Genomic DNA, 21,614 nt, shown 5'->3' with positions numbered 1-21,614 from the left:
AACAAGTGGTTGCTCGCTTTATTATAAATATACACGTGAGTAATAACTCTCACAAGTGTAAAATTAAAAATGAGATAAAGGTGGTTTTATATATGGCAGTTACGAAGAAAAATGTACGATTTTATGCAAGAGGTTTACAAGTTGCAGGTATTTTGAACATTCCCGAAGGTGCTGAGGAAAAGAAACAAAATGCAGCGATTGTTTGTGTGCATCCAGGTAGTAGCTGTAAAGATCAAACAGCAGGATTGTATGCGGAAAAGTTAGCAGAACAAGGTTATGTAACGCTTGCATTCGATGCATCATATCAAGGTGAAAGTGAAGGGGCACCGAGATATATTGAGGAACCAGCTGCGCGTGTTGAGGATATTCGCTCAGCGGTAGATTATGTAACTACCCTACCTTATATAGATGAAGAACGTATCGGTGTGTTAGGGGTTTGTGCAGGCGGTGGTTATGCGGTAAATGCTGCGATGACAGAGCGCCGTATTAAAGCGGTTGGTACAGTTGTTGGCGCAAATATCGGCCGTTTAAATCGTGAGTCTAACCCGATTGGTGTGTTAGAGGCAATTGGTAAACAACGTACTGCTGAAGCGCGCGGAGCAGAAGAAATGATTACAAATTGGATTCCTAAAAATCAGGAAGAGTTAGCGGCAGCAGGTATGACGGATATAGATATTGTAGAAGCGGTTGAGTATTACACAACGCCGCGAGGTCAAAGTGTGAACTCTCCAAACAAATTAAACTTTACAAGTATGGGATCGGTAATTGGTTTTGATGCGTTCCATTTAGCAGATACGTTATTAACGCAGCCGCTGCAAATTATTGTCGGCAGCAAGCAAGGCGCATTCGGTTCTTATAAAGATGGTTATGAGCTTTATGAGAAAGCAGCTTCAGAGAAGAAAGATTTACTTGTTGTGGAAGGTGCGAGTCACTACGATTTATATGATCAACCAGAACCAGTAAAAATTGCGGTTGAAAAATTAACAAGTTTCTATAACGAAAATCTGTAAAAGGAATGTTGTTTTGAATTGCACCTCTAATTGTTAGATTTGCGTCTAGCAATTAGGGGTTTTTATTGTGAAGATTGCAGTGCTTAATATTTACGTTTAACGTGCATAACAAGATATAATAGAAGAAATACATAAGGAGGCACGCTGTGAAGAATCGTCGTTATTTCAATATATTTACTATGTTACTTGTATACACACTACTTATGTTTTACATCGGCTGGAACGGATGGGTTTGGCTTCATACGGTATTTGGCTGGGAGTCTTGGGGATATTACGCTTTCGTTGTTGGCTTCATTTCATATGCGTACATTCTCGTGCAAGTGTTTAAGTTTTTGCCATTTCTACGAACGATAGGTTCGATTTGGTTTGCGGTTATACAATACGCGCTTATGCTATTGCCTTTAGCTAATATTATAGTCTTTCTTTTACAGTTTTCAGTGGAGAAAGAAGCAGCAATTATTTGGACAGGGGCGGCTGTGTTAGCTGCATTTATTTTAATCTTTGCGTACGGAGTATTCAACGCATATAGCCCGGTAGTAAGAAAATACGAGGTGCACATACCGAAAAAAGTAGAGGGACGTAAAAGCTTACGCATTGCGATGGCTTCTGATATGCATTTTGGTAAATTGTCTGGCGTTTCGCATTTAAAAAGACTTGTCCATCATGTAAATGAAATGGAGCCTGATATTATTTTACTGCCAGGAGATATTATCGATGATCATCCAGGTGTGTTCATTCAAAAAAATATGGGACATATTATGAAACAGATGAAAGCTCCACTAGGCGTATATGGTGTGTTAGGAAACCACGAATATTACGGGCGAGCAGTTCCAGAATTTTTACAAGAGATGGATAAGATTGATATTCGCATTTTATTAGATGAAGTAATTACAATTGAAGATCAGTTTTATCTCGTTGGAAGAAGAGATAAAACTGAGCGAGATCGCCAAAGTTTTGAAAATCTTATGAGTGCGGTAGATAAAACGATGCCAGTTATCGCAATGGATCATCAACCATTCGAGTTAAAACAAGCAGCGGATGCTGGCGTAGATTTACTATTATCCGGTCATACGCACCGCGGACAAATGGCGCCAAATCATATTGTAACGAGAAGAATGTACGAACTAGACTGGGGATACGCACAAAAAGGTGCATTCCACGCAATTGTTTCTTCTGGTTTTGGATTTTGGGGACCACCGCTTAGACTTGGAAGTAGATCTGAGGTTGTACAGGTGGATGTTACGTTTGAATAAGTGTATGTAATAGAGAGCTAATGGCTCTCTATTCTTACAAATAAAAAAGGCTCCATATAAGGAGCACTCAATAAAAATAAATGAATTAAAACAAATAACAGACATGTATAATATACAACATTTAAAATTAAATATCAATATATTTGAATTTAATATTGTATTGGTGTCGATTTCATAAAAGAGTTAGGATTATAAGATAAAGGGGGATTATAAGTGATCATATCAGATGTACTATACGGAGAATTTGAAGTGGATCAAGTGGTAGAAGAATTAATCTTAAGTAAGTCTGTGCAAAGACTAAAAGGTATTCATCAAACTGGCGCAAGTTATTTAGTGAACAAGGAATGGAATGTAACGCGCTTTGATCATTCAGTTGGTGTTATGTTGTTAGTTAAAAAGCTAGGTGGTTCAGTAGAAGAGCAAATTGCAGGTTTACTGCACGATGTATCGCATACTGCTTTCTCCCATGTGGTTGATTACGTTTTTGATAATAGAAATGAAAGTTATCATGAAGAGATATTTAGTTCTGTTGTGAAACACTCAGAAATTCCAGCGATTCTTGCGAAGTATGGCTATAACTATGAAGAGATTTTGTTAGATGATTCGAAGTGGACGTTATTGGAAAGATCAGCGCCCGAATTATGCGCAGATCGAGTGGATTATACGTTACGAGATATGTATACATATGGGTATATTTCTTTAGAAGAAGCTCACAGTTTTTTAGAAGATGTAATTGAAGTAAACGGAAAAATGGTCCTTCAAAACATCGAAATGGCAGAGTGGTTTACAGAAACGTATTACAAAGAAGTCATCGATTTCTTTATGCAACCAATGAATAGTTACGGAAATGATATGTTAGCAAAAACGCTAAAGTTAGCTCTACACAAAAAGGTTATTCACGCAGATGATTTTCTTCTTGAAGATGATGAGCTAATTTCGAAATTGCAGCAATGTAGTGATCCGGAAGTACATGCTTTAGTAAGCAAAGTTCATCCGAATGTAAAAGTAAAAGAAGATAGAAATGATTATGATTTATATCAGAACAATAAAGTCCGTCTTATTGATCCGTCGTTACTTCGTGAAGGGGAAGTCGTTCCATCGTCTGTTGTGTCAGAAAACATAAGGAAGATGAGTGAGATTGCTTATGAAAAAGCGGTGAGAGGGATGTATGTGAAGGTGGTTTCGGATTAAAAAAGTAGAGCATCACCCCTAGATGCTCTACTTTTCCTACATCACTGATTAAACCAATTCCAAACCTCAATATCTCCAAGAGTCGCATAACGAACGTGAGGCGAGTTTTGTAATTTTAATAACTCTTTCGACGGTCCGGTAATGACGATCCCGTATACTTTTACACTGTTCTCTTTTACATACTCATAGCGTTTATCTAAGTTTAGTTCTTTTTCAGGAGTCCGAGTAGTTTTACTTACAGTTTCTTTATGTGTAGAAAGAATGCGCATCATTTCGATTACTTCATCTTCTTTTGTCTTCGGTCGTTCTGCTTCACTATCAGGGAGGTTTATATGTTCTGGAAATCCGATAACCTCTCCGCTATGCAAGATAAAATCTTCTTCATCTATTCTTTCTTGCCCTGTGTCTAAAGCGTACCATAAAGGAGTTGGCGGCATTTCTTGTGCTTCAAATACGCTATATAAAAGGGATTCTACTTCCTGTAACGTGTAAGGTTTGTCAAAAGATATCGCTACTTCTGCAACGGTGCCCTCATGTATCTTTCCGAGTGTATCCCAAACTTTTTTAGATATTTCTTTCAAATGATCATCTTGCTTGATTTTTGGGTGAACAAAGGAAAGTTTTTTGGAAAAGGGTTTGTTTTCCCATGATTTATTTTTGACAGTTACAGATGATAAGAAGCTACGCGTTGTTACTGTACCAATTGGAATTTCTTTTTTGCCGACCGTTTTAACTAAATTCATTTCATTTTCTGTACGGAAAAAGGGTTTAATCTTTGTACTGCCTCCAGCGGAACGACTATTTGGAATGGTTGCTTCTAGTGCGAGTGCTGGAATTTCATCTACTTCGACTAACTTTTTCATATTATAGAAGTAAAGAGAAGACGAAAAATGGCCGACAAAATAGATTGCAATACAAACGGCAAGGACAAAACTAACGGTTTGCCAACGTTGTTTCCATTTTATTTTCCAAAACGGGACTTTCAGGTTTTGTGGTGGTAGTCTTTTCTTTATTGGTTCATTCTTCAAAAGCAACTCATCTAAATAAGCTTCACACTCTTCACATGTCTCAATATGACTTTCTAACAGCTCTTGTTCATCATGCGTGAGTGTTCCGTTTTCGTATTTCTCCCATAGTTTTTTAAATGCTGCACAACCCATCTATATCACTCCTTTATGTTTCTCGTTTCTTTTCGTCCGCGGTGTAATTCAATTTTTACTTTCGCGAATGAGAGACCGGTCATTTCTGCTATTTCCTTATACGAGAATCCGTAGTAATCTCGTAGTAACAGAACATTTCGTCTTTCGAGCGGAAGAGAAGATAAACTGTCTAACCAACTAGCAATCTCATGTTTTACGAAATATTCATGTTCTGTACTTGGTACGTTTGGTAAATGGAATTCTTCCACTGTAGTTGTTTTATATTTTTTCTCTTTTCGATACCAATCGATAAAGGTGTTGTAGGCAATTGTAAATAACCACGGTCTAATTTCTTCGCCTTTGTAATAGTCAATATGGACGAGCATTCGGTAAAAGGTTTCTTGCATGAGATCTTCAGCAAAATGAGAATCTCCGGTGAGGGAGAGAAGATAGCGAAATAAATCATGCATATGCTCTGTATAAATGTCTTCTAATGATTGTTTACGTTTCACTAATTTCCCTCCCTTCATACATAACAACGAAATACATATAAAAAAGTTACATTTGTTTTTAAAATTATAGTAAAAAACGTCAAGAATTGGATAAGATTCTCTTTTATCATAATACATATAAGGCGGGTGAACAGAGATGGAAAGCTATGAAACACAAATTCAAAGGTCCATTGATTATATTGAGGAAGATGTAATGGAAAAACAGACGCTGCGTAATTTAGCGCGTATTGCAGGTTTTTCTGAGTCGCATTTTCATCGTGTATTCCAGGCGTTAGTAGGTGATACGGTAATGGAGTATGTTCGAAAGAGGAGGCTAGCCCGGGCAGCTTATCAACTTTCTCATACGGATGAAAAAATTATTGATATCGCATTTGAGCATGGCTTTCAATCTCACGAAACGTTCACGAGAGCCTTTAAAAAATTATTTCAAATGACACCGAGTGAATATCGAAAGCAAGAAATAGAAACACCGATGTATTCCAGCGTGAATGTAAAGCAAAGAAAATTAAATCCGTATTTAGGAGGCATACAAATGGAATATCGTATTGTAAATAAACCAGAATTTTTAGTGGCGGGTTATGAACTGAAGACGACAAGTAAAGAAGGGAAAAACCATCAAGACATTCCAGCATTTTGGCAAGAATATTTACAAAAAGATCTTGGAACGACAATTCCGAATCGTAAAGATACGAGCCAATGGGTAGAGCTTGGATTATGTACTGATTTTAATTTAGAAACAGGGGACTTCACGTATATTATTGGAATGGAAGTTACAGACTTTGAAAATGTACCAGATGGAATTGCGAAGCGTACGTTCCCATCGGCTACATATGCAGTATTTACAACGCCGAAAGTTCCTCATGAAGAAATGGTGTCGTCTATTCACCAAACCTGGAACGCAGTATTCTCAGAATGGTTCCCCCATTCAGGCTATGAACATTGCGGCGTTACAGAGTTTGAACTATACGATGAGCGTTGCCACGAAGATAAAAGTGAGTTCGCTCAAGTGGAACTTTGGATACCGGTGAAGAAAAAATAATAGAGTGAGGGCGAGTCATTGAGAAATGGCTCGCTTTTTTATTTCGTGAAATTTCAATTGGCGCGGGCGGAATCGTTGTTTTTCAGGAGCTTTGCATATAAGATGGGGTGCTATTGTTGTCGATTTTTGTCGGTAAGTCGATATATTCAGAAAATCGCTGATATATTTTGATTTGCGCCGATATATTTGAAAAATCGCCGATATAATTTCATATACCGCTGAAACAACTCATAAAGATGGTCTACATCATTTCATTTACCGCTGAACTCTCCCAGAATAGAAAAAAGAAAAGACGCCACATAGCGTCTTTTCTATGAACGAAACGGAAACACAAGTATAATTGTTGTTCCTTTTCCTAGTTCGCTATCGATAGAAATCGTTCCGTTATGAGCATGGACGAGCTGTTTCGTAATAGCGAGGCCAAGTCCCGTTCCGATGTTGCTTTCTTCTGTATTTGTTCCTCTGTAATATCGCTCAAATAGAAGCTCTTTCGTTTTATCATCCATTCCTTTTCCGTTATCGGAAATAGATAGTGTAAATGAATTTTCATTTTGCGAAAGTTTTACGATGACATTAGTCGTTTCGTTATTATGTTTTACCGCGTTTACGAGTAAGTTTTCGATAATACGCTGGAACCATTTTTCTTCAATGAAATATTGAATTTTGTTTGAGCTTGGTACGAATTCAATATTTTGATTTTGAAGTGTCGGATTATTAATGAATTGTAATAATACTTTTTGAACGAATTGATTCATTTCAATATTTACGTGTTGCGCAGGAAGACTGTTATTTTTTAATTGATACGTTAAGCTTAAATCATCAATTAATGTCGTCATATATTGAGATTTCTCTTTCATAACACTACCGAATTGTTGAATGTCACGATCGGTCCAGTTGTACTGCTTTGATTCTAGTAATAATGCGTAACCATATATAGAGCTAAGTGGTGTTTTTAAGTCATGCGTGAGACCGGTAATCCATTCCTCACGTGTTTGCTGCAGTACTTGCCTCATCGCATCATTTTTTTGGAGTGTAATAGAAAGGTGCTCTAGTGAACTTGTAACATCTCGAAACAAGCGGAATGACCATTTTTCTTTACCAGATCGCCTGAATCTGATAGGTTTCCCTTTTTTACTAACAGGTTCTTCGTACTTTCCGCCAGCTATGTTTTTAAGCCAGCGCATCGCATGTAATAACGGTTTTCCAAATTTATTACCGTACCAAATAGAAAGAATAACTAAATAAACAAATACGATAAGAAGGATTAATCCGCATCCAATTAGAAACTTTTTAGTAAATACATCTTCTATTTCATCATCTGGGTAGTAGTGCTCATTTTTGGCAGTTACAACAAGGAGATGATTGCTATTTGTGTCATAAAAGCTAGACGTGTTTTCTTTATGATTCCACGGTTCTTTTTCACTAAGAGCGGCTTGTATAACAGAAAATGTTTTTTTCTTTCCGTTTGGATAGGAGAATACTTCTTCGCCAACGCTATTAAAGATTTGAAGTGTTGCTTTTTCTTTAGTAAGTAAATGCTGTTCTTCTTCTGTTAATGTGAACGAATCTGTAGATACAGAAGGGTGCGTTTTCTGGATTGTTTTTAGTAATTCATTGCTTTTTAACATACTGCCATAAATAACAAGCACATTCTTGTCTTCTAATTCAATTTCCCAATACGTAAATGTATAAGGGCTTTCTATGTGATTCTGTATATATGAGAATAAAGATGCCTTCGTATAAGATGTCGGTACGTCACTAGGTGTATTAAAGTGATAGAGAACTTTTCCGTTTTCCTCTACAACTTGAATCCAATCATTTTTCTCTTTCATTAAGTCTTTTACTTCAGTTTTTAACGAAATATCGCCATCTTCTGAAGAGATATATCTTGCAATCATAAAATTATCAGCATCTGGAATATTCGGTTCATATGAAGTACTAGTAACAAGAAAAATTAAATAAGTGAAAGCAGCTACTACAGCAATTAGTAATGTAACTAAAACAAATACGTGTTGCAGAATAAACTGGATAATAAGTCGTTTATTAAAGTTCATATCGTCACCCTACTTTGTAATGAACTTATAGCCAAGTCCACGAACGGTTTTTATATATTCTGGTTTACTTGGGTCTTGTTCAATTTTTTCACGTAGTTTTCGAATGTGAACCATAACGGTATTGTCATCGCCATTGTAGGCAGGTGCTCCCCAAACTTTTTCGTATATTTCTTCTTTCGAAAATACGTAGTTCGGATTCTCGCAAAAGAAGAGTAATAGCTGAAATAGCTGAGCAGAACATTCGACAACATGTCCATTCACTGTCAGTTCTGCGGAATCGCGATCAATTGCAAATCTACCAAATGAACTAGAGTGTGCTTTTTGTTCATGTGTCATTACTTGCTTCATATGTCTTCGGAGTTGTGCTTTCATACGAGCTACTACTTCAAGTGGATTAAATGGCTTCGTAATATAATCATCTGCACCGTGTGCAAATCCAGATATTTTATCTAAATCAGATGCTTTAGCTGTGAGGAAGAAGATAGGGCAATCTGTTTTCTGTCGAATGATGGGACAAATATCAAAACCAGATTGTCCAGGAAGCATGACATCTAAAATAATTAAGTCGTAATCGTTTTGCTCTGTGAGAGATAAAGCTATTTCAGCTGATGTTGCAGTTGTAATATGAGAAAAACCTTCTTTTTCAAGAATGGTAGTTAGTAATTGTAAAATTGCTGTTTCATCATCAACGAGCAAAATATTTGCTTCATACATAAAAATCCCTCCTAATTTCCTCGAATATCATATCATCTTTCGGTAACTTATGGAATTTTTAAGGAAATTTTAAGGTTTTCTTTCTCAAAAAATTAAGAATCAAATGATATGATAAAAGTAACATAGGGGAGGAGATGAGTGTGAATCCGTTTCAAACGATGCGAGCTAGATATTTTTTAATTGTATTTGCACTATTAACTGTAGTTGCAAGAGCCAGTAATGAATTGATAGAAAATACATTTCATATGCAAAATTCTACTTTTATAAATATTCTTATATTCTATATCCTGCCGATTACGTGGATTTATTTTGCGTATAAAAAACACCGTGTTGCATTTTCATTATTTATTAATAGAAATGAAACATTTAACCTGGTGCAAGTTTTATACATTACGATCATGTTATGCGTGTTTAGTTATGGATATCTTATTTTGTACATGTATAGCTTTGCATGGATTACACCGACATTTATTATGAACGCATTACGCGAACCGATTATGGATAGCACTGGGGGATATGTTTATCAAGTTATTATGGTCGTATTCATCGCACCAATTATTGGGGAATTTGTTTTTCGCGGATTTTTACTGCAACGCTTCGCAGCAAAATGGGGAACGAGTATAGCGATCATTGTTGTAGCAATATTGTTTGCATTGTTACACGTTGATTTCCTAGGTGCAATTGTATTTAGCGTTGTACTATCAATCGTATATATTCGTACGAATAGTTTACTCATGCCAATTGCTATTCACATGTTAAACAATGCATTTGTAATCGGTGCTTCTTTTTTAATAAATAAAGAAGAGATAATGAGTTTTGCAGATTTCTCAAATTATACGACGTTCTTTCCAGGACTTATTATTTTTATAACAGGATTAAACTTAGTACTCATCTTTTTATTTGTTAACCGCAAATATTGGAGTAAAGAAATGCCCGCTATATATGTAGAGCAGGAAAAAAGCTTTTCAGATGTCGTGGGGAGTAAATGAGATGAAGAAGACGATTGAAAAAATATTGAAAGACATTATAGATGCTACGTCTATTACAGATATGTGTGATAAAAGCGTTTGTCATTGGCTTCAACCTGTAGTAGATACGATTGTGTTTCCGGAGTATTATTTGTTCTCTAGTAATCATTTAAAAGAAAATATTATTTCTCTTCTTATTGTGCTAGGGGTTTTACTAATATTTGGTCTAATAGTAGAAGAAATGATGAAGCGCATCTTCAGAAAAAATGAAGAGAAGTATATGTGGGTTCATAAAATATTCGAGAAAGTAATAGTGGCTTTCCTTTTGTTTTATAGTATGAAAACAATCATTTACTTTATAGCTTTGAAACATCATTCATTCTAAATTTGAAAGGGGTGTATAAAATTATATGAATGAAACAATATCATCAAATAAGTTTTTTTATTTGATTGTGCTTAGTATTGTGCTAATAACGACAGTCAACGTTATTCTTCGCTGGGAGGAAGCTTATTTCTTTATGTATTTAGCACTTCATTTGCTAGGGATTTTATGTATTAGTGGCGGCGTAGTTGCTGAAAAAAAGAGTGAAGAAAGCGTTAATTATATGTGTGTGACCGGTCTTATTTTACTTTTAGCTGTACAAGGTATTATGAAATATAGTTCTTTTTCTTTACAAGATTTTAGCTTATTAATGGATGTACTTCCTTAAAGAGGTACGTTATGTTATCTAAGAAGCAAATAGGATATGTACTAGTTTTAATTGGATTTTTTACGCTTATTGTAACGACTTTATTTTTTCAAGACTATGAATATATACGCTATATAAAAGGCGTTGGTTTAATATGTTGGGTTGTAAGTACGTTTCTTATCCCAGAGTATGAACCGAATAAAGTGTCAAAAGGTAGGTAAAACTCTTCTTTATGTAGAAGAGTTTTTTTATGTAAATAAAAGGATCTCGAGCAATTCGCGTAATAAGCTTGTTCTAATTTAGCATGTACGAACTTACAATAATAATAGACAGGCAGCATAGAGGAGGGAATAGCGTGAGGAAGGTTATCGGGTGGTCGCTTTTTTTGTACGTTGGGTTTGCGTTATTTATATATTGGTATTTATTTGGATGGAATCATGAACTAATTCCGGACATGTATAAAGGAACGAGTGCAGATCCAGAAACGTTTATGAATGCAAGAGAGCTTACGCTAAGCCAAGATTATTCGCGCGTGAAAAATTTACTGTATTTTTTAGCGACGCCTCTTGAATGGATTATTTTATTATTTGTACTTGTGCTCGGTATTTCAAAAAAGTTTGAGAAATGGTCGAAGGAAACGACGAAAATAAGTGTCCTGCAAGTTGCGATTTATTTCTTTTATTTATCATTACTTACAACAGTTCTTGCCTTGCCGATGCAATGGATTAGCCGAAAAGTTTCCGTTGATTACGGCATTTCAACGCAAAGTACACAAAGCTGGATAAAAGATCATGTTATCGGTTTTTGGGAAAGTTATGCAACTATGTTAATTGTAGTTACGGTTCTTCTCTGGCTTATCCGTAAATTCCCGAAGAGATGGTGGTTAGCAGGCTGGGCACTCTCTGTTCCGTTTACAATCTTTTTAACATTCATACAGCCTGTTGTGATTGATCCACTGTATAACGACTTCTCGACGCTGAAAAATAAAGAATTAGAAATGAAAATTTTAGCGATGGCAGACAAAGCTGATATTCCAGCAAAACATGTATATGAAGTAAATATGTCGGAAAAAACGAATGCATTAAATGCCTACGTAACAGGAATAGGACTTAACTCGCGTATTGTAATGTGGGATACGACGCTTAAGCAATTAAAAGATAAAGAAATTTTATTTATAATGGCCCATGAAATGGGGCATTATGTTATGAAACATATATATTGGGGCGTTGCGAGTTATGTGTTGCTATCGTTTATAGGGATGTACCTCATTAGTCGTATTATCAATATGTGTATTCGAAAATGGGGAGATACGCTGCAAATTCCAAAAGCAGCATGTTTCTCAATTTTACCTTTATTTTTCTTAATTTCTTCTGTCCTCTCTTTTGTATCACAACCAGCAACAAACTATGTTTCTCGTATAGAAGAACGAGCAGCAGATCAATATGCTTTAGACATGACGAAGGACGGGAAATCTGGTGTAAAAACGTTTCAATATTTATCAAAAACGAGTTTAAGCCAAGTAAATCCTCCTGCGTTAGTGAAGTTTTTCTTATACACACATCCACCAATTTTCGAAAGAATTCATACGTTTGAACAATATGAAAAGGAAAAGAAGCGGTAGTGTACTGCTTCTTTTTTTATGCGTTATTCGAGTTTTGGAAAATTATAGTGTATAATATATGGAATATTCAGTGAAATGTTTAGGAGGTTAATATTTTGTTTCATTCAAAATCAATGCCGGCTATAAAAATGATCCTTTCGATGTCTATTTTCGGATCAATTGGATTTTTCTCTGTTCAAACAGGTTTACCGTCTTTTGAATTAGTATTCGTTCGTTGTATTTGTGCGACTATATTTTTAGCATTATGTTGGCTCGTAACAGGACAATATAAAAGTGAGCAATGGAATAAAAAAGAAATCATGCAAATATTAGCATGCGGTGTATTTCTCGTTTTTAACTGGGTATTTCTATTTAAAGCGTTTGAAGTTATGTCGATTACAATTGCGATTTCAGTTTATCATCTAGCACCCATTATCGTATTAATGATTGGTAGTATCGTATTTAAAGAGAGACTTACAATGTTTGCTGTTTTGTCCATTGTCATTTGTTTTATCGGTACAGTGTTAGTGGCTGGAGTAGATGGAAGTCTATCACTTGAAAAACTGATGTCATCTGGCATGGTATGGGCACTACTTGCGGCACTATTTTATGCTTTTACCACTTTATTAGGAAAAGGAATTCAGCATACGAGCGCATATGCGATGACATTTTTACAAACGTTTTTAGGTATATTTTTATTGCTACCATTCGTAGATTTTGGCAAGTTTCAAGGATTAACAGAGATGAATTGGATGATGATTACAGCGACAGGTCTTATACATACTGGATTTGTATATTACTTATTTTTTGACAGTTTAAGAGATTTATCTACTAGAATGATTTCTGTATTAGTATTTTTGGATCCTGCGGTTGCAATACTATTAGATACCGTCTTTACTGGGTTTAGACCGACTAGTATGCAAGTAGTAGGAATTGTTCTTATATTTGTAGGAATGGCATTTACTTTTCGAAAAACGAAGGATGAGGAAATAGCAGTAAAAGAAAAATTGTATTCGTAATTGTAAATAATTAGGTTTAATTGCATTTAAAATTTTCAGGTTTTTTGTATAATATAATTTGCAGGGGAATAAAGGAAAAGGTAGATGAGAGGGATGAAAAAGCTAGTAAAGATCGCGACATCACTAACTTTAATGGGGGGAATATTTGTAAGTGCAAATGGTGTGTCTGCAAATACAGATGTTATCCAAAAATCTAGTCCTAATATTATGATAAAGTTTGATGATGTAACAACAGATCATTGGGCATATGATGAAATTACAAATTTAGTATATCATCGCATTATGTATGGCTATGGAAATGGTAAGTTTGGGACAGAAGATCATATAACACGTGAACAAGCGGCGGCAGTATTGTACCGCGCACTTCATGTAAAAAGAAGTGCGACTATTGGAAATCCATATGGAGATATTAGTGCGAAATCAACCATGTTCCCTTACGAAATTTTACGCTTAACACAGCTTGGTATTTTTAAAGGAGACGAAAATGGGAATTTCCGTCCGAAAGATACATTGACTCGTGCAGAATTAGCACAAATTTTAACGAAAGCATATGAGTTGAAAACAAAGAGTCCACATACATTTACAGATATATCAGAAAATCATTGGGCAAGGGATGCAATTAGCGCATTGCATTCTAATAAAGTAGCGGTAGGAACGGGAGATGGCAAGTTCCAGCCTGAAATGCTCGTTACACGTGGGCAATTTGCAAAGTTTTTACAACGATCAATTGATAATTCTCCAGGGAAAATGGAATAGATAAAGGGAAAGCTCATAATTTGTGGAAGAGGTATCTTTCGCTCATTATGAGCTTTTGTTAATAGAGAGGTTACTATTGTCGTATGTTGTAGTTAAGTCGATATAATTGCATTTTTTGTCTAGAAAATGAACTCTTAAAACGTGAAGGATTTCTTTAAAAAAAAGTAGAATATTTATATTATAGAAACACCTTTACATGAATACAGGAAAGAAAATTAGTTTGCGTACAATTCGGTATAAAAGTTGAAATTGAGAGCGAATTGGCTCTCCTTTAGTAGTGATTTTCACAATAATAGATTTTTTAAATGTAATATATTGCATAAATGGTGCAAAGGCAACATATGTAATATTGGAAAGGATTTCAGTCTATTATTTTCCGTTTTTTCAAATGGAGGTAAAGGGGAGAGGGCAATGAAGAAGAATATGTTACGTATAATGGCAACGGTAACTATTATGGGTGGTTTGTTTGTAAGTACGAATGTTCCAAACGTAAAAGCGGAAGAATATCCAGAAATGATTGTGTTTGATGATGTTCCAGTAAACTACTGGGCATATGACGATATAATGGATGTAGTATACAATAAAGTAATGTTAGGGTATGGAAATGGTAAGTTTGGTGTAGGTGATAATGTAACAAGAGAACAAGTAGCAGCAGTGCTGTATCGTACATTGAATTTGAAAAGGGAAGGACCTTTAAAAAATCCATACAAAGATATTTCTGAGAGAGCAACAATGTTTTTGGATGAAATTTTAGTATTAACAGAGCATGGTATTTTTAAAGGTGATGAAAAAGGAAACTTTAGACCAACTGCACCAGTAACACGCGCAGAAATGGCACAAATTCTTACGAATGCATTTACATTTGAGGTGAAGAAGAATCATACATTTAAAGATGTACCAAATAATCATTGGGCAAAAAATGCGATTAGTGCACTACAGTCTAATCATGTCATAGTAGGAACAGGGAATGGGAAATTTGAACCGAATAAAGTTGTAACACGTGAGCAATATGCAACGTTTTTAAATAAAGCTGTTTTTTATTTTCCAGTAAAAGATGAAGATTATGAATGAAAGTTAAAATATAAGGATGTTTAAGTTATATTAATATAATATATATCGAGAAGAAAGCGCGGGAATTCCACGCTTTTTTCTTATTTAAAATTATTTGTAATTATATCGATTTTCTATTCGTAATTTAGTTTTTCGAATTTAGTGGATAAGAAGAGGTTGAATAAAGTGACTTTTTATTGTTTAAATATACGGTTTAGTAACTTTATTATTAATAAAGTGTAAATAAAAGTATGTGAAATATAGTTCATAAATTAGACAAAACTCACATGAAAATTATATTGTTACGCTTCCATTAATTCTTTATATTAGAAAAAAATATGTTTTTTAGGGAGAGAATACTTTGAAGAAAAAAGTTTTAAAAGTAGCAACAGCTTTAACAATTATGGGTGGAGTAGCATTTGGTGCTGAAGGGACAACAGCAAAAGCTGAATTAGCTGCAAAGCCACAACAAGCAAGTCAGGCATTCTTTAAAGATGTACCAGCAGGACATTGGTCTTATGAAGCAATTCAAACTTTAGCAGAACAAGAAATTATGCTTGGTTATGGAAATGGTGTGTTCGGTTTTGGACATAACGTAACACGTGAACAAGTAGCCGCTTTAATTTATCGCACAATGGATTTCAGTGAAGTATTCGAGGAAGGCGATATTCTTGAAAATCCATATAAAGATATTAATGAAAGATCAACAATGTTCTTAGAAGAAATTTTAGTATTAACAGAATTAGGTATCTTTAATGGTGATGGAACTGGAAACTTTAGACCGAAAGATACATTAACACGTGCAGAAATGGCACAAGTGCTTACAGTAGCATATGAGTTAGAAGTAAAAGAAACAAAAGGATTTAAAGATGTACCAAAAGGACATTGGGCAGAAAATGCGATTAATGCAGTAGGTTCAAATGGTATTTCAGTAGGAGATGGCAAGGGTAACTTTGCTCCAAACATGAAAGTAACACGTGAACAATATGCGCAATTCTTATTTAAAACAATTTTTGAATAAATAATAGAACAAGAAGCTGGTGTTGTATAACACCGGCTTCTTTTTTATGTGTAATACCGGTGGAAGAATACAGTTTTAAAAAAAACGATTAAATTTTCAAAAAAAACTTCCTTTTCTGAAGATTTGTTATATAATATAAAACATAAAATCAAATCTGTTATAAAACAGTTTAAGAAGGGGATGCTAATATGTCGACGCAAACTTCACGGGTTACACTCGTGGGAGAAATGTTACCAGCGTACAACGAAATATTGACACCTGAGGCGCTTAGTTTTTTAAAGGAACTACATGAAAATTTCAATGAGCGCCGCATAGAACTTTTACAAAAGCGTGCGGAGAAACAAAAGAGAATTGATGCAGGAGAGTTTCCGAAGTTTTTAGAAGAAACGAAGCACATACGTGAAGCGGATTGGACAATTGCTAAATTGCCAAAAGATTTAGAGGATCGCCGCGTAGAGATTACTGGCCCAGTAGATAGAAAGATGGTTATTAACGCTTTAAATTCAGGAGCACATCTTTTTATGGCGGATTTTGAAGATTCGAATTCACCAACTTGGGAAAATGCAATTGAAGGTCAAATAAACTTACGAGATGCAGTAAAGGGAACGATTTCACATAAAAATGAAAACGGAAAAGAATATCGTTTAAATAGTAAAACAGCAGTATTAATTGTGCGTCCAAGAGGATGGCATTTAGAAGAAAAACATATGCAAGTTGACGGGAAGAATATGTCTGGTAGCTTAGTAGATTTTGGACTTTATTTTTTCCATAATGCGAAAGCTCTTTTAGCAAAAGGAAGCGGTCCATACTTTTACTTACCGAAAATGGAAAGCTATTTAGAAGCAAGGCTATGGAATGATGTTTTCGTATTTGCTCAAAAATATATCGGTATTCCAAACGGAACGATTAAAGCAACAGTATTATTGGAAACGATTCACGCTTCGTTTGAAATGGATGAAATTTTGTATGAGCTTAAAGATCATTCTGCTGGATTAAATTGCGGAAGATGGGATTATATTTTTAGTTTTTTAAAGGGTTTCCGTAATCATAATGAATTTTTACTTCCAGATAGAGCGCAAGTCACGATGACGGCGCCGTTTATGCGCGCGTATTCTTTGAAAGTCATTCAAACGTGTCACCGTCGTAATGCACCAGCTATTGGAGGAATGGCAGCACAAATTCCAATTAAAAACAATCCAGAAGCGAATGAAGCAGCTTTTGAAAAAGTGCGTGCGGATAAGGAGCGCGAAGCTTTAGACGGTCATGATGGGACTTGGGTTGCCCACCCGGGACTTGTACCAGTCGCGATGGAAGTATTTAATCACATTATGAAAACGCCGAATCAAATTTTTAGAAAACGTGAAGAAATACATGTTACAGAAAAGGATTTATTAGAAGTACCAGTGGGAACGATTACAGAAGAGGGTCTTCGTCTGAATATTAGCGTAGGTATTCAATATATTGCATCTTGGTTAAGCGGCCGGGGAGCAGCACCAATTTATAACTTAATGGAAGATGCAGCAACAGCAGAAATTTCTAGGGCACAAGTATGGCAATGGATTCGCCATGAAGGTGGAAAATTAAATGATGGCCGTAATATTACACTTGAATTAATGGAAGAGCTAAAAGAAGAAGAGTTAGCAAAAATAGAAAGAGAGATTGGTAAAGAAGCCTTTAAGAAAGGGAGATTCCAAGAGGCGACAACGTTATTTACAAATCTCGTTCGGAATGATGAATTTGTACCATTTTTAACATTACCGGGTTATGAAATTTTATAAAAAGTGAAAAGGGGATGGAACAAATGAAAAACGAAAGAATCGAGAAATTACAAGAGAGCTGGGAACTAGATACGCGTTGGAAAGGGATCACACGTCCATATTCGGCAGAAGATGTAATTCGCCTGCGTGGATCAATTGATATTGAGCATACATTAGCGCGCCGCGGTGCTGAAAAGCTTTGGGCGTCGCTTCATACGGAAGATTATATTAACGCACTTGGCGCATTAACAGGAAACCAAGCGATGCAACAAGTAAAAGCTGGGTTAAAAGCAATTTATTTAAGTGGATGGCAAGTAGCGGCGGATGCGAACCTTTCTGGACATATGTATCCAGACCAAAGTTTATATCCAGCGAACAGCGTACCTGCTGTAGTAAAACGAATTAATCAAACACTGCAACGTGCGGATCAAATTCAGCATATGGAAGGAAGCGGTGATACAGATTATTTCGTGCCAATTGTAGCAGATGCAGAAGCTGGATTTGGCGGACAATTAAACGTATTTGAGCTGATGAAAGGTATGATTGAAGCAGGCGCATCAGGTGTGCACTTCGAAGATCAATTATCTTCAGAGAAAAAATGCGGTCATTTAGGCGGAAAAGTATTACTACCGACGCAAACAGCGGTGCGTAATTTAATTTCGGCACGCCTGGCGGCAGACGTAATGGGAGTGCCGACAATTATCGTTGCAAGAACAGATGCGGATGCAGCAGATTTAATTACGAGCGATATCGATCCTGTTGATAAAGCGTTTATTACCGGAGAAAGAACACCAGAAGGATTTTATCGTACGAAGGCGGGCCTTGATCAAGCAATTGCACGTGGTTTAGCATACGCTCCTTATGCAGACCTTGTTTGGTGCGAGACGTCTGAACCAAATTTAGAAGATGCAAAACGATTTGCGGAAGCAATTCATAAAGAACATCCAGGGAAATTGCTTGCATACAACTGTTCACCTTCATTTAACTGGAAACAAAAACTAGATGAGAAAACAATTGCGAGCTTCCAAAAAGAAATCGCATCTTACGGTTATAAGTTCCAGTTCGTAACACTTGCTGGATTCCACTCATTAAACTACGGCATGTTCGAATTAGCACGCGGCTATAAAGAGCGCGGCATGGCAGCGTACTCTGAACTACAACAAGCGGAATTCGCAGCAGAAAAACACGGCTACTCTGCAACTCGCCATCAACGAGAAGTAGGAACAGGTTACTTTGATGAAGTAGCACAGGTGATTACAGGCGGTACTTCATCAACGACAGCATTAAAAGGATCTACAGAAGAAGCACAATTTACGAAATAAAAGGAAGGGGCCCCTTTTTGAAGGATGCCCCTTATTATTTTTCGCACGATTCGAGAGTAAATGAAAATATATCAACGATTTTTCAAATATATCGACGATTCGACAAAAAATATCGACTTACCGACAAAAAAAGACAATATGATCAAATCCACTCAGCTCCATGATCACGAATAAACTTCATATCTTTTTCATAATGCTCTAAATGTCCTTCATCAATCATTCTTTGGAAATTCAAGTCACCTTCTTGCGCTTTTCTTTTCATATACGTACATAACGCTTCTAGGCGTAGTAGTACCATTCCTAAGTAATCTTCGTCCATACTTTTCCCGTAGGACTGAACAAACAATTGCACTCTTTCTTTTATACGATCAGCATGTTGTGTTGATTCATAACGAATTGCCTCGCCTGATTCCGTATAATACACTCTACTTAAAGGCACACAAGTATAAAGCGTATAAGCGATATCCCAAATTCTTGGGCCAGGAGCAGCAACATCGAAATCAATAATACCTACTGGTTTCTCGTTATTAAATATAATGTTATATATGGCAAAATCATTGTGGCATAAAACCTCAATGTTATTTGGGGTATGGTCCATAGGTTTCCAATCATCTAATAACGGAAAGTCACTTACCGCATCATGATAAAGGCGAAGCATCTTTGCTATTTCTTTTAACACATCATTAGATCGCATATATTCTTTTAAAGGATAATTTCCAGCATCTCCTTCAATAAAAGATAAAGTCTCTCTATTTTTCTCATCTATACCTAAAAACTTTGGTGCGTAATGAAAACCTTTGTTTTCTAAATGCTGTAATAACTTATGAACTTTTGCACTGTCTGGCTTCAATTCTCGTCGAACAGTATTTTTAGAACGATATACGTTTGAGACGTTTCCCCCTGTAAGCTTTTCTTCTTTGGCGTAGTTTGACATGTGAAAATTCCCCCTGTGATTAAAAAATCCAATTCCAAATAGTGAATAGACCAACAATGGTAGAAAAGAGAAGGGAAGCAAGCAATGCTAGACAGCCAAAAGGAACTAGCTTATCTTGCCATGTTTCTTTATAATCATAAATTAGCTCCTCTGCTACTTTCATCTGCACGGAAGATAACGGTTGAGCTTTATACAAACCTTTTAAATGGTTAGAATCGCCTTTAAACTTTAAAGCACGTGCAATATGATGAGGATTATTTCCCATTGATTTTTCAAATAATAAACATGATTCATGCATAATATCTGTTTTATGCTTCTCTAGATACCAGTAACGTCCAGCCATTTCTGGATATTGTAATTTATAATAAATATCTCCGAGTTGTTTTCGAAGATGTAATTCATTTGGGTATGTAAAGATGAGGCCATGCAATCTATCTCTTGCTTTTCCAAGATTATTCTTTTCAATATCCTCTTCAATTCTTTTTAATGTTTTTCTAGGGATTTTATTGGTCATAAACTCCTCCTTATTTTGGATAGAGATAATTATATTTTATAAGAAATACTAAAAATTAGAAATTCTATTTTCAAAAAAGATTGTACATTTTATTTTAAGTATGCTATGATAGTGTCAGTTGAATAGTTAAATTAAGCAATCCATATATTATCAAGTGCTGAAAACGAACGAGAAAAAGTATGTGAGAACTAGTTTATGTTTCGTATTTGATAATGTGTGGATTCTTTTTTTAGATAGGAAAACTAAAAATTTAAAAAAATGTATTTTCTTAGGAGGAAATAATCATGGCAGTAACAGGACAAGTAAAATGGTTTAACAACGAAAAAGGCTTCGGTTTCATCGAAGTTCCAGGCGAAAACGACGTATTCGTACACTTCTCTGCAATCGAAACTGAAGGTTTCAAATCTCTAGAAGAAGGTCAAAAAGTTAGCTTCGAAATCGAAGAAGGTAACCGTGGACCTCAAGCTAAAAACGTAATCAAACTATAATTTTATAGTTTATTATGGAAAAAGGATGGCAGCTGCCATCCTTTTTTTGTTGTGGAGAAAGTCTTTCCATCTTAAAATTCGGCGGGAGACCAACTCCCTGTTAACGCCCAATTGTTGAGGGCTGATTAAAGTTTCACTTTATAAATAAGAAAGTATTAAGTTTATTTGTTCTTAATTTTTTTCTTTACAATTCATTTTTTATCCCGCGTTAACGGGCAGTAAGACCCCCACCTCAAAATTCAGTGGAAGCAAAGAAGTTAGGTGGGGGATCAACTGTCCGTAAAAGTCCGATTGGTTCAACTAATAATCAGTGGGGGATGAACAAAACCCCCACTGATTAAAGGTTCACTTTATTTGTTGTTCTGTCTACATCTGAAATGGGTAAATCTGCGCCATATAGGCTTTGAGTAACATCTTTTTTGTTAGCATTGTTGTTGTTAGAAGTTTGTTCGTCTTGAGATGATGTTTCTAACATTTGTTCTTGCTCCTTACTAGGGGTATTCAGAGCATCTGATGGGACGCTATTAATCTGTTGGCTTAATAGACTTTTTTTCTCCATATTATACAGCTCCTTTTTGGAATTA

The 21,614-nt window shown here is 35.7% G+C and carries 23 protein-coding genes; 16 read left to right on the top strand and 7 right to left on the bottom strand.

Annotated elements, in window-relative coordinates; genetic code table 11:
• Positions 1-92: 92 nt before the first annotated feature.
• The 3 genes from RTP99_RS25130 to RTP99_RS25120 all read left to right on the top strand — a co-directional run bounded on the left by RTP99_RS25130 (position 93) and on the right by RTP99_RS25120 (position 3,454).
• A complete protein-coding gene (locus RTP99_RS25130; protein ID WP_000301548.1) occupies positions 93-1,010 on the top strand; it encodes an alpha/beta hydrolase in 918 nt (305 codons plus the stop codon).
• A 146-nt stretch (positions 1,011-1,156) separates the two neighbouring features.
• Positions 1,157-2,263 carry a metallophosphoesterase gene (locus RTP99_RS25125; protein WP_312368026.1) on the top strand — a complete coding sequence of 369 codons (1,107 nt, stop codon included), beginning with the start codon at positions 1,157-1,159 and terminating at the stop codon, positions 2,261-2,263.
• Between the two features lie 213 nt (positions 2,264-2,476).
• Positions 2,477-3,454 (top strand): HD domain-containing protein, encoded by a 978-nt coding sequence (locus RTP99_RS25120; protein ID WP_000587058.1) that lies wholly within the window; start codon positions 2,477-2,479, stop codon positions 3,452-3,454.
• A gap of 41 nt (positions 3,455-3,495) precedes the next feature.
• On the opposite strand, the gene RTP99_RS25115 is transcribed toward RTP99_RS25120, so the two are convergent.
• The gene (locus RTP99_RS25115; protein ID WP_000501637.1) at positions 3,496-4,614 is read right to left on the bottom strand and encodes an anti-sigma factor; all 1,119 of its coding nucleotides are present in this window, start codon (positions 4,612-4,614) and stop codon (positions 3,496-3,498) included.
• A gap of 5 nt (positions 4,615-4,619) precedes the next feature.
• The gene (locus RTP99_RS25110) at positions 4,620-5,123 is read right to left on the bottom strand and encodes an RNA polymerase sigma factor (protein WP_116733398.1); all 504 of its coding nucleotides are present in this window, start codon (positions 5,121-5,123) and stop codon (positions 4,620-4,622) included.
• A gap of 118 nt (positions 5,124-5,241) precedes the next feature.
• Between RTP99_RS25110 and RTP99_RS25105 the strand changes: the two genes are divergently transcribed.
• Positions 5,242-6,144, top strand: coding sequence for an AraC family transcriptional regulator (locus tag RTP99_RS25105; RefSeq protein WP_000446828.1), 903 nt, complete (start codon positions 5,242-5,244; stop codon positions 6,142-6,144).
• A gap of 311 nt (positions 6,145-6,455) precedes the next feature.
• On the opposite strand, the gene RTP99_RS25100 is transcribed toward RTP99_RS25105, so the two are convergent.
• On the bottom strand, positions 6,456-8,198 hold the full coding sequence (locus RTP99_RS25100) for a sensor histidine kinase (protein ID WP_001010417.1): 1,743 nt from the start codon (positions 8,196-8,198) through the stop codon (positions 6,456-6,458).
• A gap of 9 nt (positions 8,199-8,207) precedes the next feature.
• Positions 8,208-8,912 carry a response regulator transcription factor gene (locus tag RTP99_RS25095; protein ID WP_000272683.1) on the bottom strand — a complete coding sequence of 235 codons (705 nt, stop codon included), beginning with the start codon at positions 8,910-8,912 and terminating at the stop codon, positions 8,208-8,210.
• Between the two features lie 134 nt (positions 8,913-9,046).
• On the opposite strand from RTP99_RS25095, the gene RTP99_RS25090 reads away from it, so the two are divergent.
• The 11 genes from RTP99_RS25090 (at position 9,047) to aceA (ending at position 19,094) form a co-directional block, all read left to right on the top strand.
• On the top strand, positions 9,047-9,901 hold the full coding sequence (locus RTP99_RS25090; RefSeq protein WP_000115762.1) for a CPBP family intramembrane glutamic endopeptidase: 855 nt from the start codon (positions 9,047-9,049) through the stop codon (positions 9,899-9,901).
• Position 9,902: 1 nt separating this feature from the next.
• Positions 9,903-10,265, top strand: coding sequence for a hypothetical protein (locus RTP99_RS25085; RefSeq protein ID WP_000750872.1), 363 nt, complete (start codon positions 9,903-9,905; stop codon positions 10,263-10,265).
• 25 nt (positions 10,266-10,290) lie between these two features.
• Positions 10,291-10,590, top strand: a complete 300-nt coding sequence (locus RTP99_RS25080) for a hypothetical protein (RefSeq protein WP_001006054.1) — start codon at positions 10,291-10,293, stop codon at positions 10,588-10,590.
• 11 nt (positions 10,591-10,601) lie between these two features.
• Positions 10,602-10,790: a hypothetical protein gene (locus RTP99_RS25075; protein WP_000949421.1), complete on the top strand. Its 189-nt coding sequence runs from the start codon at positions 10,602-10,604 to the stop codon at positions 10,788-10,790.
• 134 nt (positions 10,791-10,924) lie between these two features.
• Positions 10,925-12,190, top strand: a complete 1,266-nt coding sequence (locus tag RTP99_RS25070; RefSeq protein ID WP_001233283.1) for a M48 family metallopeptidase — start codon at positions 10,925-10,927, stop codon at positions 12,188-12,190.
• A 95-nt stretch (positions 12,191-12,285) separates the two neighbouring features.
• Positions 12,286-13,188, top strand: a complete 903-nt coding sequence (locus RTP99_RS25065) for a DMT family transporter (protein WP_000469090.1) — start codon at positions 12,286-12,288, stop codon at positions 13,186-13,188.
• A gap of 84 nt (positions 13,189-13,272) precedes the next feature.
• Complete coding sequence (locus RTP99_RS25060) at positions 13,273-13,944, top strand: S-layer homology domain-containing protein (protein ID WP_001214820.1); 672 nt, start codon at positions 13,273-13,275, stop codon at positions 13,942-13,944.
• 411 nt (positions 13,945-14,355) lie between these two features.
• Positions 14,356-15,015 carry an S-layer homology domain-containing protein gene (locus RTP99_RS25055; RefSeq protein WP_000739938.1) on the top strand — a complete coding sequence of 220 codons (660 nt, stop codon included), beginning with the start codon at positions 14,356-14,358 and terminating at the stop codon, positions 15,013-15,015.
• 340 nt (positions 15,016-15,355) lie between these two features.
• Positions 15,356-16,015, top strand: a complete 660-nt coding sequence (locus RTP99_RS25050; protein WP_000731024.1) for an S-layer homology domain-containing protein — start codon at positions 15,356-15,358, stop codon at positions 16,013-16,015.
• 188 nt (positions 16,016-16,203) lie between these two features.
• The gene (gene aceB, locus RTP99_RS25045) at positions 16,204-17,793 is read left to right on the top strand and encodes a malate synthase A (protein WP_000107320.1); all 1,590 of its coding nucleotides are present in this window, start codon (positions 16,204-16,206) and stop codon (positions 17,791-17,793) included.
• A 23-nt stretch (positions 17,794-17,816) separates the two neighbouring features.
• Positions 17,817-19,094 carry an isocitrate lyase gene (aceA, locus tag RTP99_RS25040; protein ID WP_000787356.1) on the top strand — a complete coding sequence of 426 codons (1,278 nt, stop codon included), beginning with the start codon at positions 17,817-17,819 and terminating at the stop codon, positions 19,092-19,094.
• Positions 19,095-19,236: 142 nt separating this feature from the next.
• Here aceA and RTP99_RS25035 read toward each other — a convergent pair whose 3' ends face one another.
• Positions 19,237-20,028 carry a phosphotransferase gene (locus RTP99_RS25035; RefSeq protein ID WP_000073781.1) on the bottom strand — a complete coding sequence of 264 codons (792 nt, stop codon included), beginning with the start codon at positions 20,026-20,028 and terminating at the stop codon, positions 19,237-19,239.
• 19 nt (positions 20,029-20,047) lie between these two features.
• Positions 20,048-20,542: a DUF6584 family protein gene (locus RTP99_RS25030; RefSeq protein WP_000182387.1), complete on the bottom strand. Its 495-nt coding sequence runs from the start codon at positions 20,540-20,542 to the stop codon at positions 20,048-20,050.
• A gap of 284 nt (positions 20,543-20,826) precedes the next feature.
• Here RTP99_RS25030 and cspA point away from each other — a divergent pair, with 284 nt between their 5' ends.
• Complete coding sequence (gene cspA / locus RTP99_RS25025) at positions 20,827-21,030, top strand: RNA chaperone/antiterminator CspA (protein ID WP_000301522.1); 204 nt, start codon at positions 20,827-20,829, stop codon at positions 21,028-21,030.
• A gap of 337 nt (positions 21,031-21,367) precedes the next feature.
• Here cspA and RTP99_RS25020 read toward each other — a convergent pair whose 3' ends face one another.
• Positions 21,368-21,589, bottom strand: coding sequence for a hypothetical protein (locus RTP99_RS25020; protein WP_000412680.1), 222 nt, complete (start codon positions 21,587-21,589; stop codon positions 21,368-21,370).
• Positions 21,590-21,614: the final 25 nt, after the last annotated feature.

Origin of the sequence: Bacillus sp. (in: firmicutes), from assembly GCF_031983925.1 — a bacterium.
Taxonomy (GTDB): Bacteria; Bacillota; Bacilli; order Bacillales; family Bacillaceae_G; genus Bacillus_A; species Bacillus_A pacificus.
Note: the sequence above shows the minus strand (reverse complement) of the source record. Positions and strands in the feature narration are given on the sequence as shown.

What these genes read in the sequence shown, in the direction of transcription:
- RTP99_RS25020 (WP_000412680.1), bottom strand. Translation starts at nt 21,589, where the DNA reads ATGGAGAAAAAAAGTCTATTAAGCCAACAGATTAATAGCGTCCCATCA.
- aceB (WP_000107320.1), top strand. Translation starts at nt 16,204, where the DNA reads ATGTCGACGCAAACTTCACGGGTTACACTCGTGGGAGAAATGTTACCA.
- RTP99_RS25105 (WP_000446828.1), top strand. Translation starts at nt 5,242, where the DNA reads ATGGAAAGCTATGAAACACAAATTCAAAGGTCCATTGATTATATTGAG.
- RTP99_RS25075 (WP_000949421.1), top strand. Translation starts at nt 10,602, where the DNA reads ATGTTATCTAAGAAGCAAATAGGATATGTACTAGTTTTAATTGGATTT.
- RTP99_RS25085 (WP_000750872.1), top strand. Translation starts at nt 9,903, where the DNA reads ATGAAGAAGACGATTGAAAAAATATTGAAAGACATTATAGATGCTACG.
- RTP99_RS25115 (WP_000501637.1), bottom strand. Translation starts at nt 4,614, where the DNA reads ATGGGTTGTGCAGCATTTAAAAAACTATGGGAGAAATACGAAAACGGA.
- RTP99_RS25090 (WP_000115762.1), top strand. Translation starts at nt 9,047, where the DNA reads ATGAGTGTGAATCCGTTTCAAACGATGCGAGCTAGATATTTTTTAATT.
- cspA (WP_000301522.1), top strand. Translation starts at nt 20,827, where the DNA reads ATGGCAGTAACAGGACAAGTAAAATGGTTTAACAACGAAAAAGGCTTC.
- RTP99_RS25110 (WP_116733398.1), bottom strand. Translation starts at nt 5,123, where the DNA reads ATGAAGGGAGGGAAATTAGTGAAACGTAAACAATCATTAGAAGACATT.
- RTP99_RS25060 (WP_001214820.1), top strand. Translation starts at nt 13,273, where the DNA reads ATGAGAGGGATGAAAAAGCTAGTAAAGATCGCGACATCACTAACTTTA.
- RTP99_RS25030 (WP_000182387.1), bottom strand. Translation starts at nt 20,542, where the DNA reads ATGACCAATAAAATCCCTAGAAAAACATTAAAAAGAATTGAAGAGGAT.
- RTP99_RS25100 (WP_001010417.1), bottom strand. Translation starts at nt 8,198, where the DNA reads ATGAACTTTAATAAACGACTTATTATCCAGTTTATTCTGCAACACGTA.
- RTP99_RS25130 (WP_000301548.1), top strand. Translation starts at nt 93, where the DNA reads ATGGCAGTTACGAAGAAAAATGTACGATTTTATGCAAGAGGTTTACAA.
- RTP99_RS25095 (WP_000272683.1), bottom strand. Translation starts at nt 8,912, where the DNA reads ATGTATGAAGCAAATATTTTGCTCGTTGATGATGAAACAGCAATTTTA.
- RTP99_RS25035 (WP_000073781.1), bottom strand. Translation starts at nt 20,028, where the DNA reads ATGTCAAACTACGCCAAAGAAGAAAAGCTTACAGGGGGAAACGTCTCA.
- aceA (WP_000787356.1), top strand. Translation starts at nt 17,817, where the DNA reads ATGAAAAACGAAAGAATCGAGAAATTACAAGAGAGCTGGGAACTAGAT.
- RTP99_RS25080 (WP_001006054.1), top strand. Translation starts at nt 10,291, where the DNA reads ATGAATGAAACAATATCATCAAATAAGTTTTTTTATTTGATTGTGCTT.
- RTP99_RS25055 (WP_000739938.1), top strand. Translation starts at nt 14,356, where the DNA reads ATGAAGAAGAATATGTTACGTATAATGGCAACGGTAACTATTATGGGT.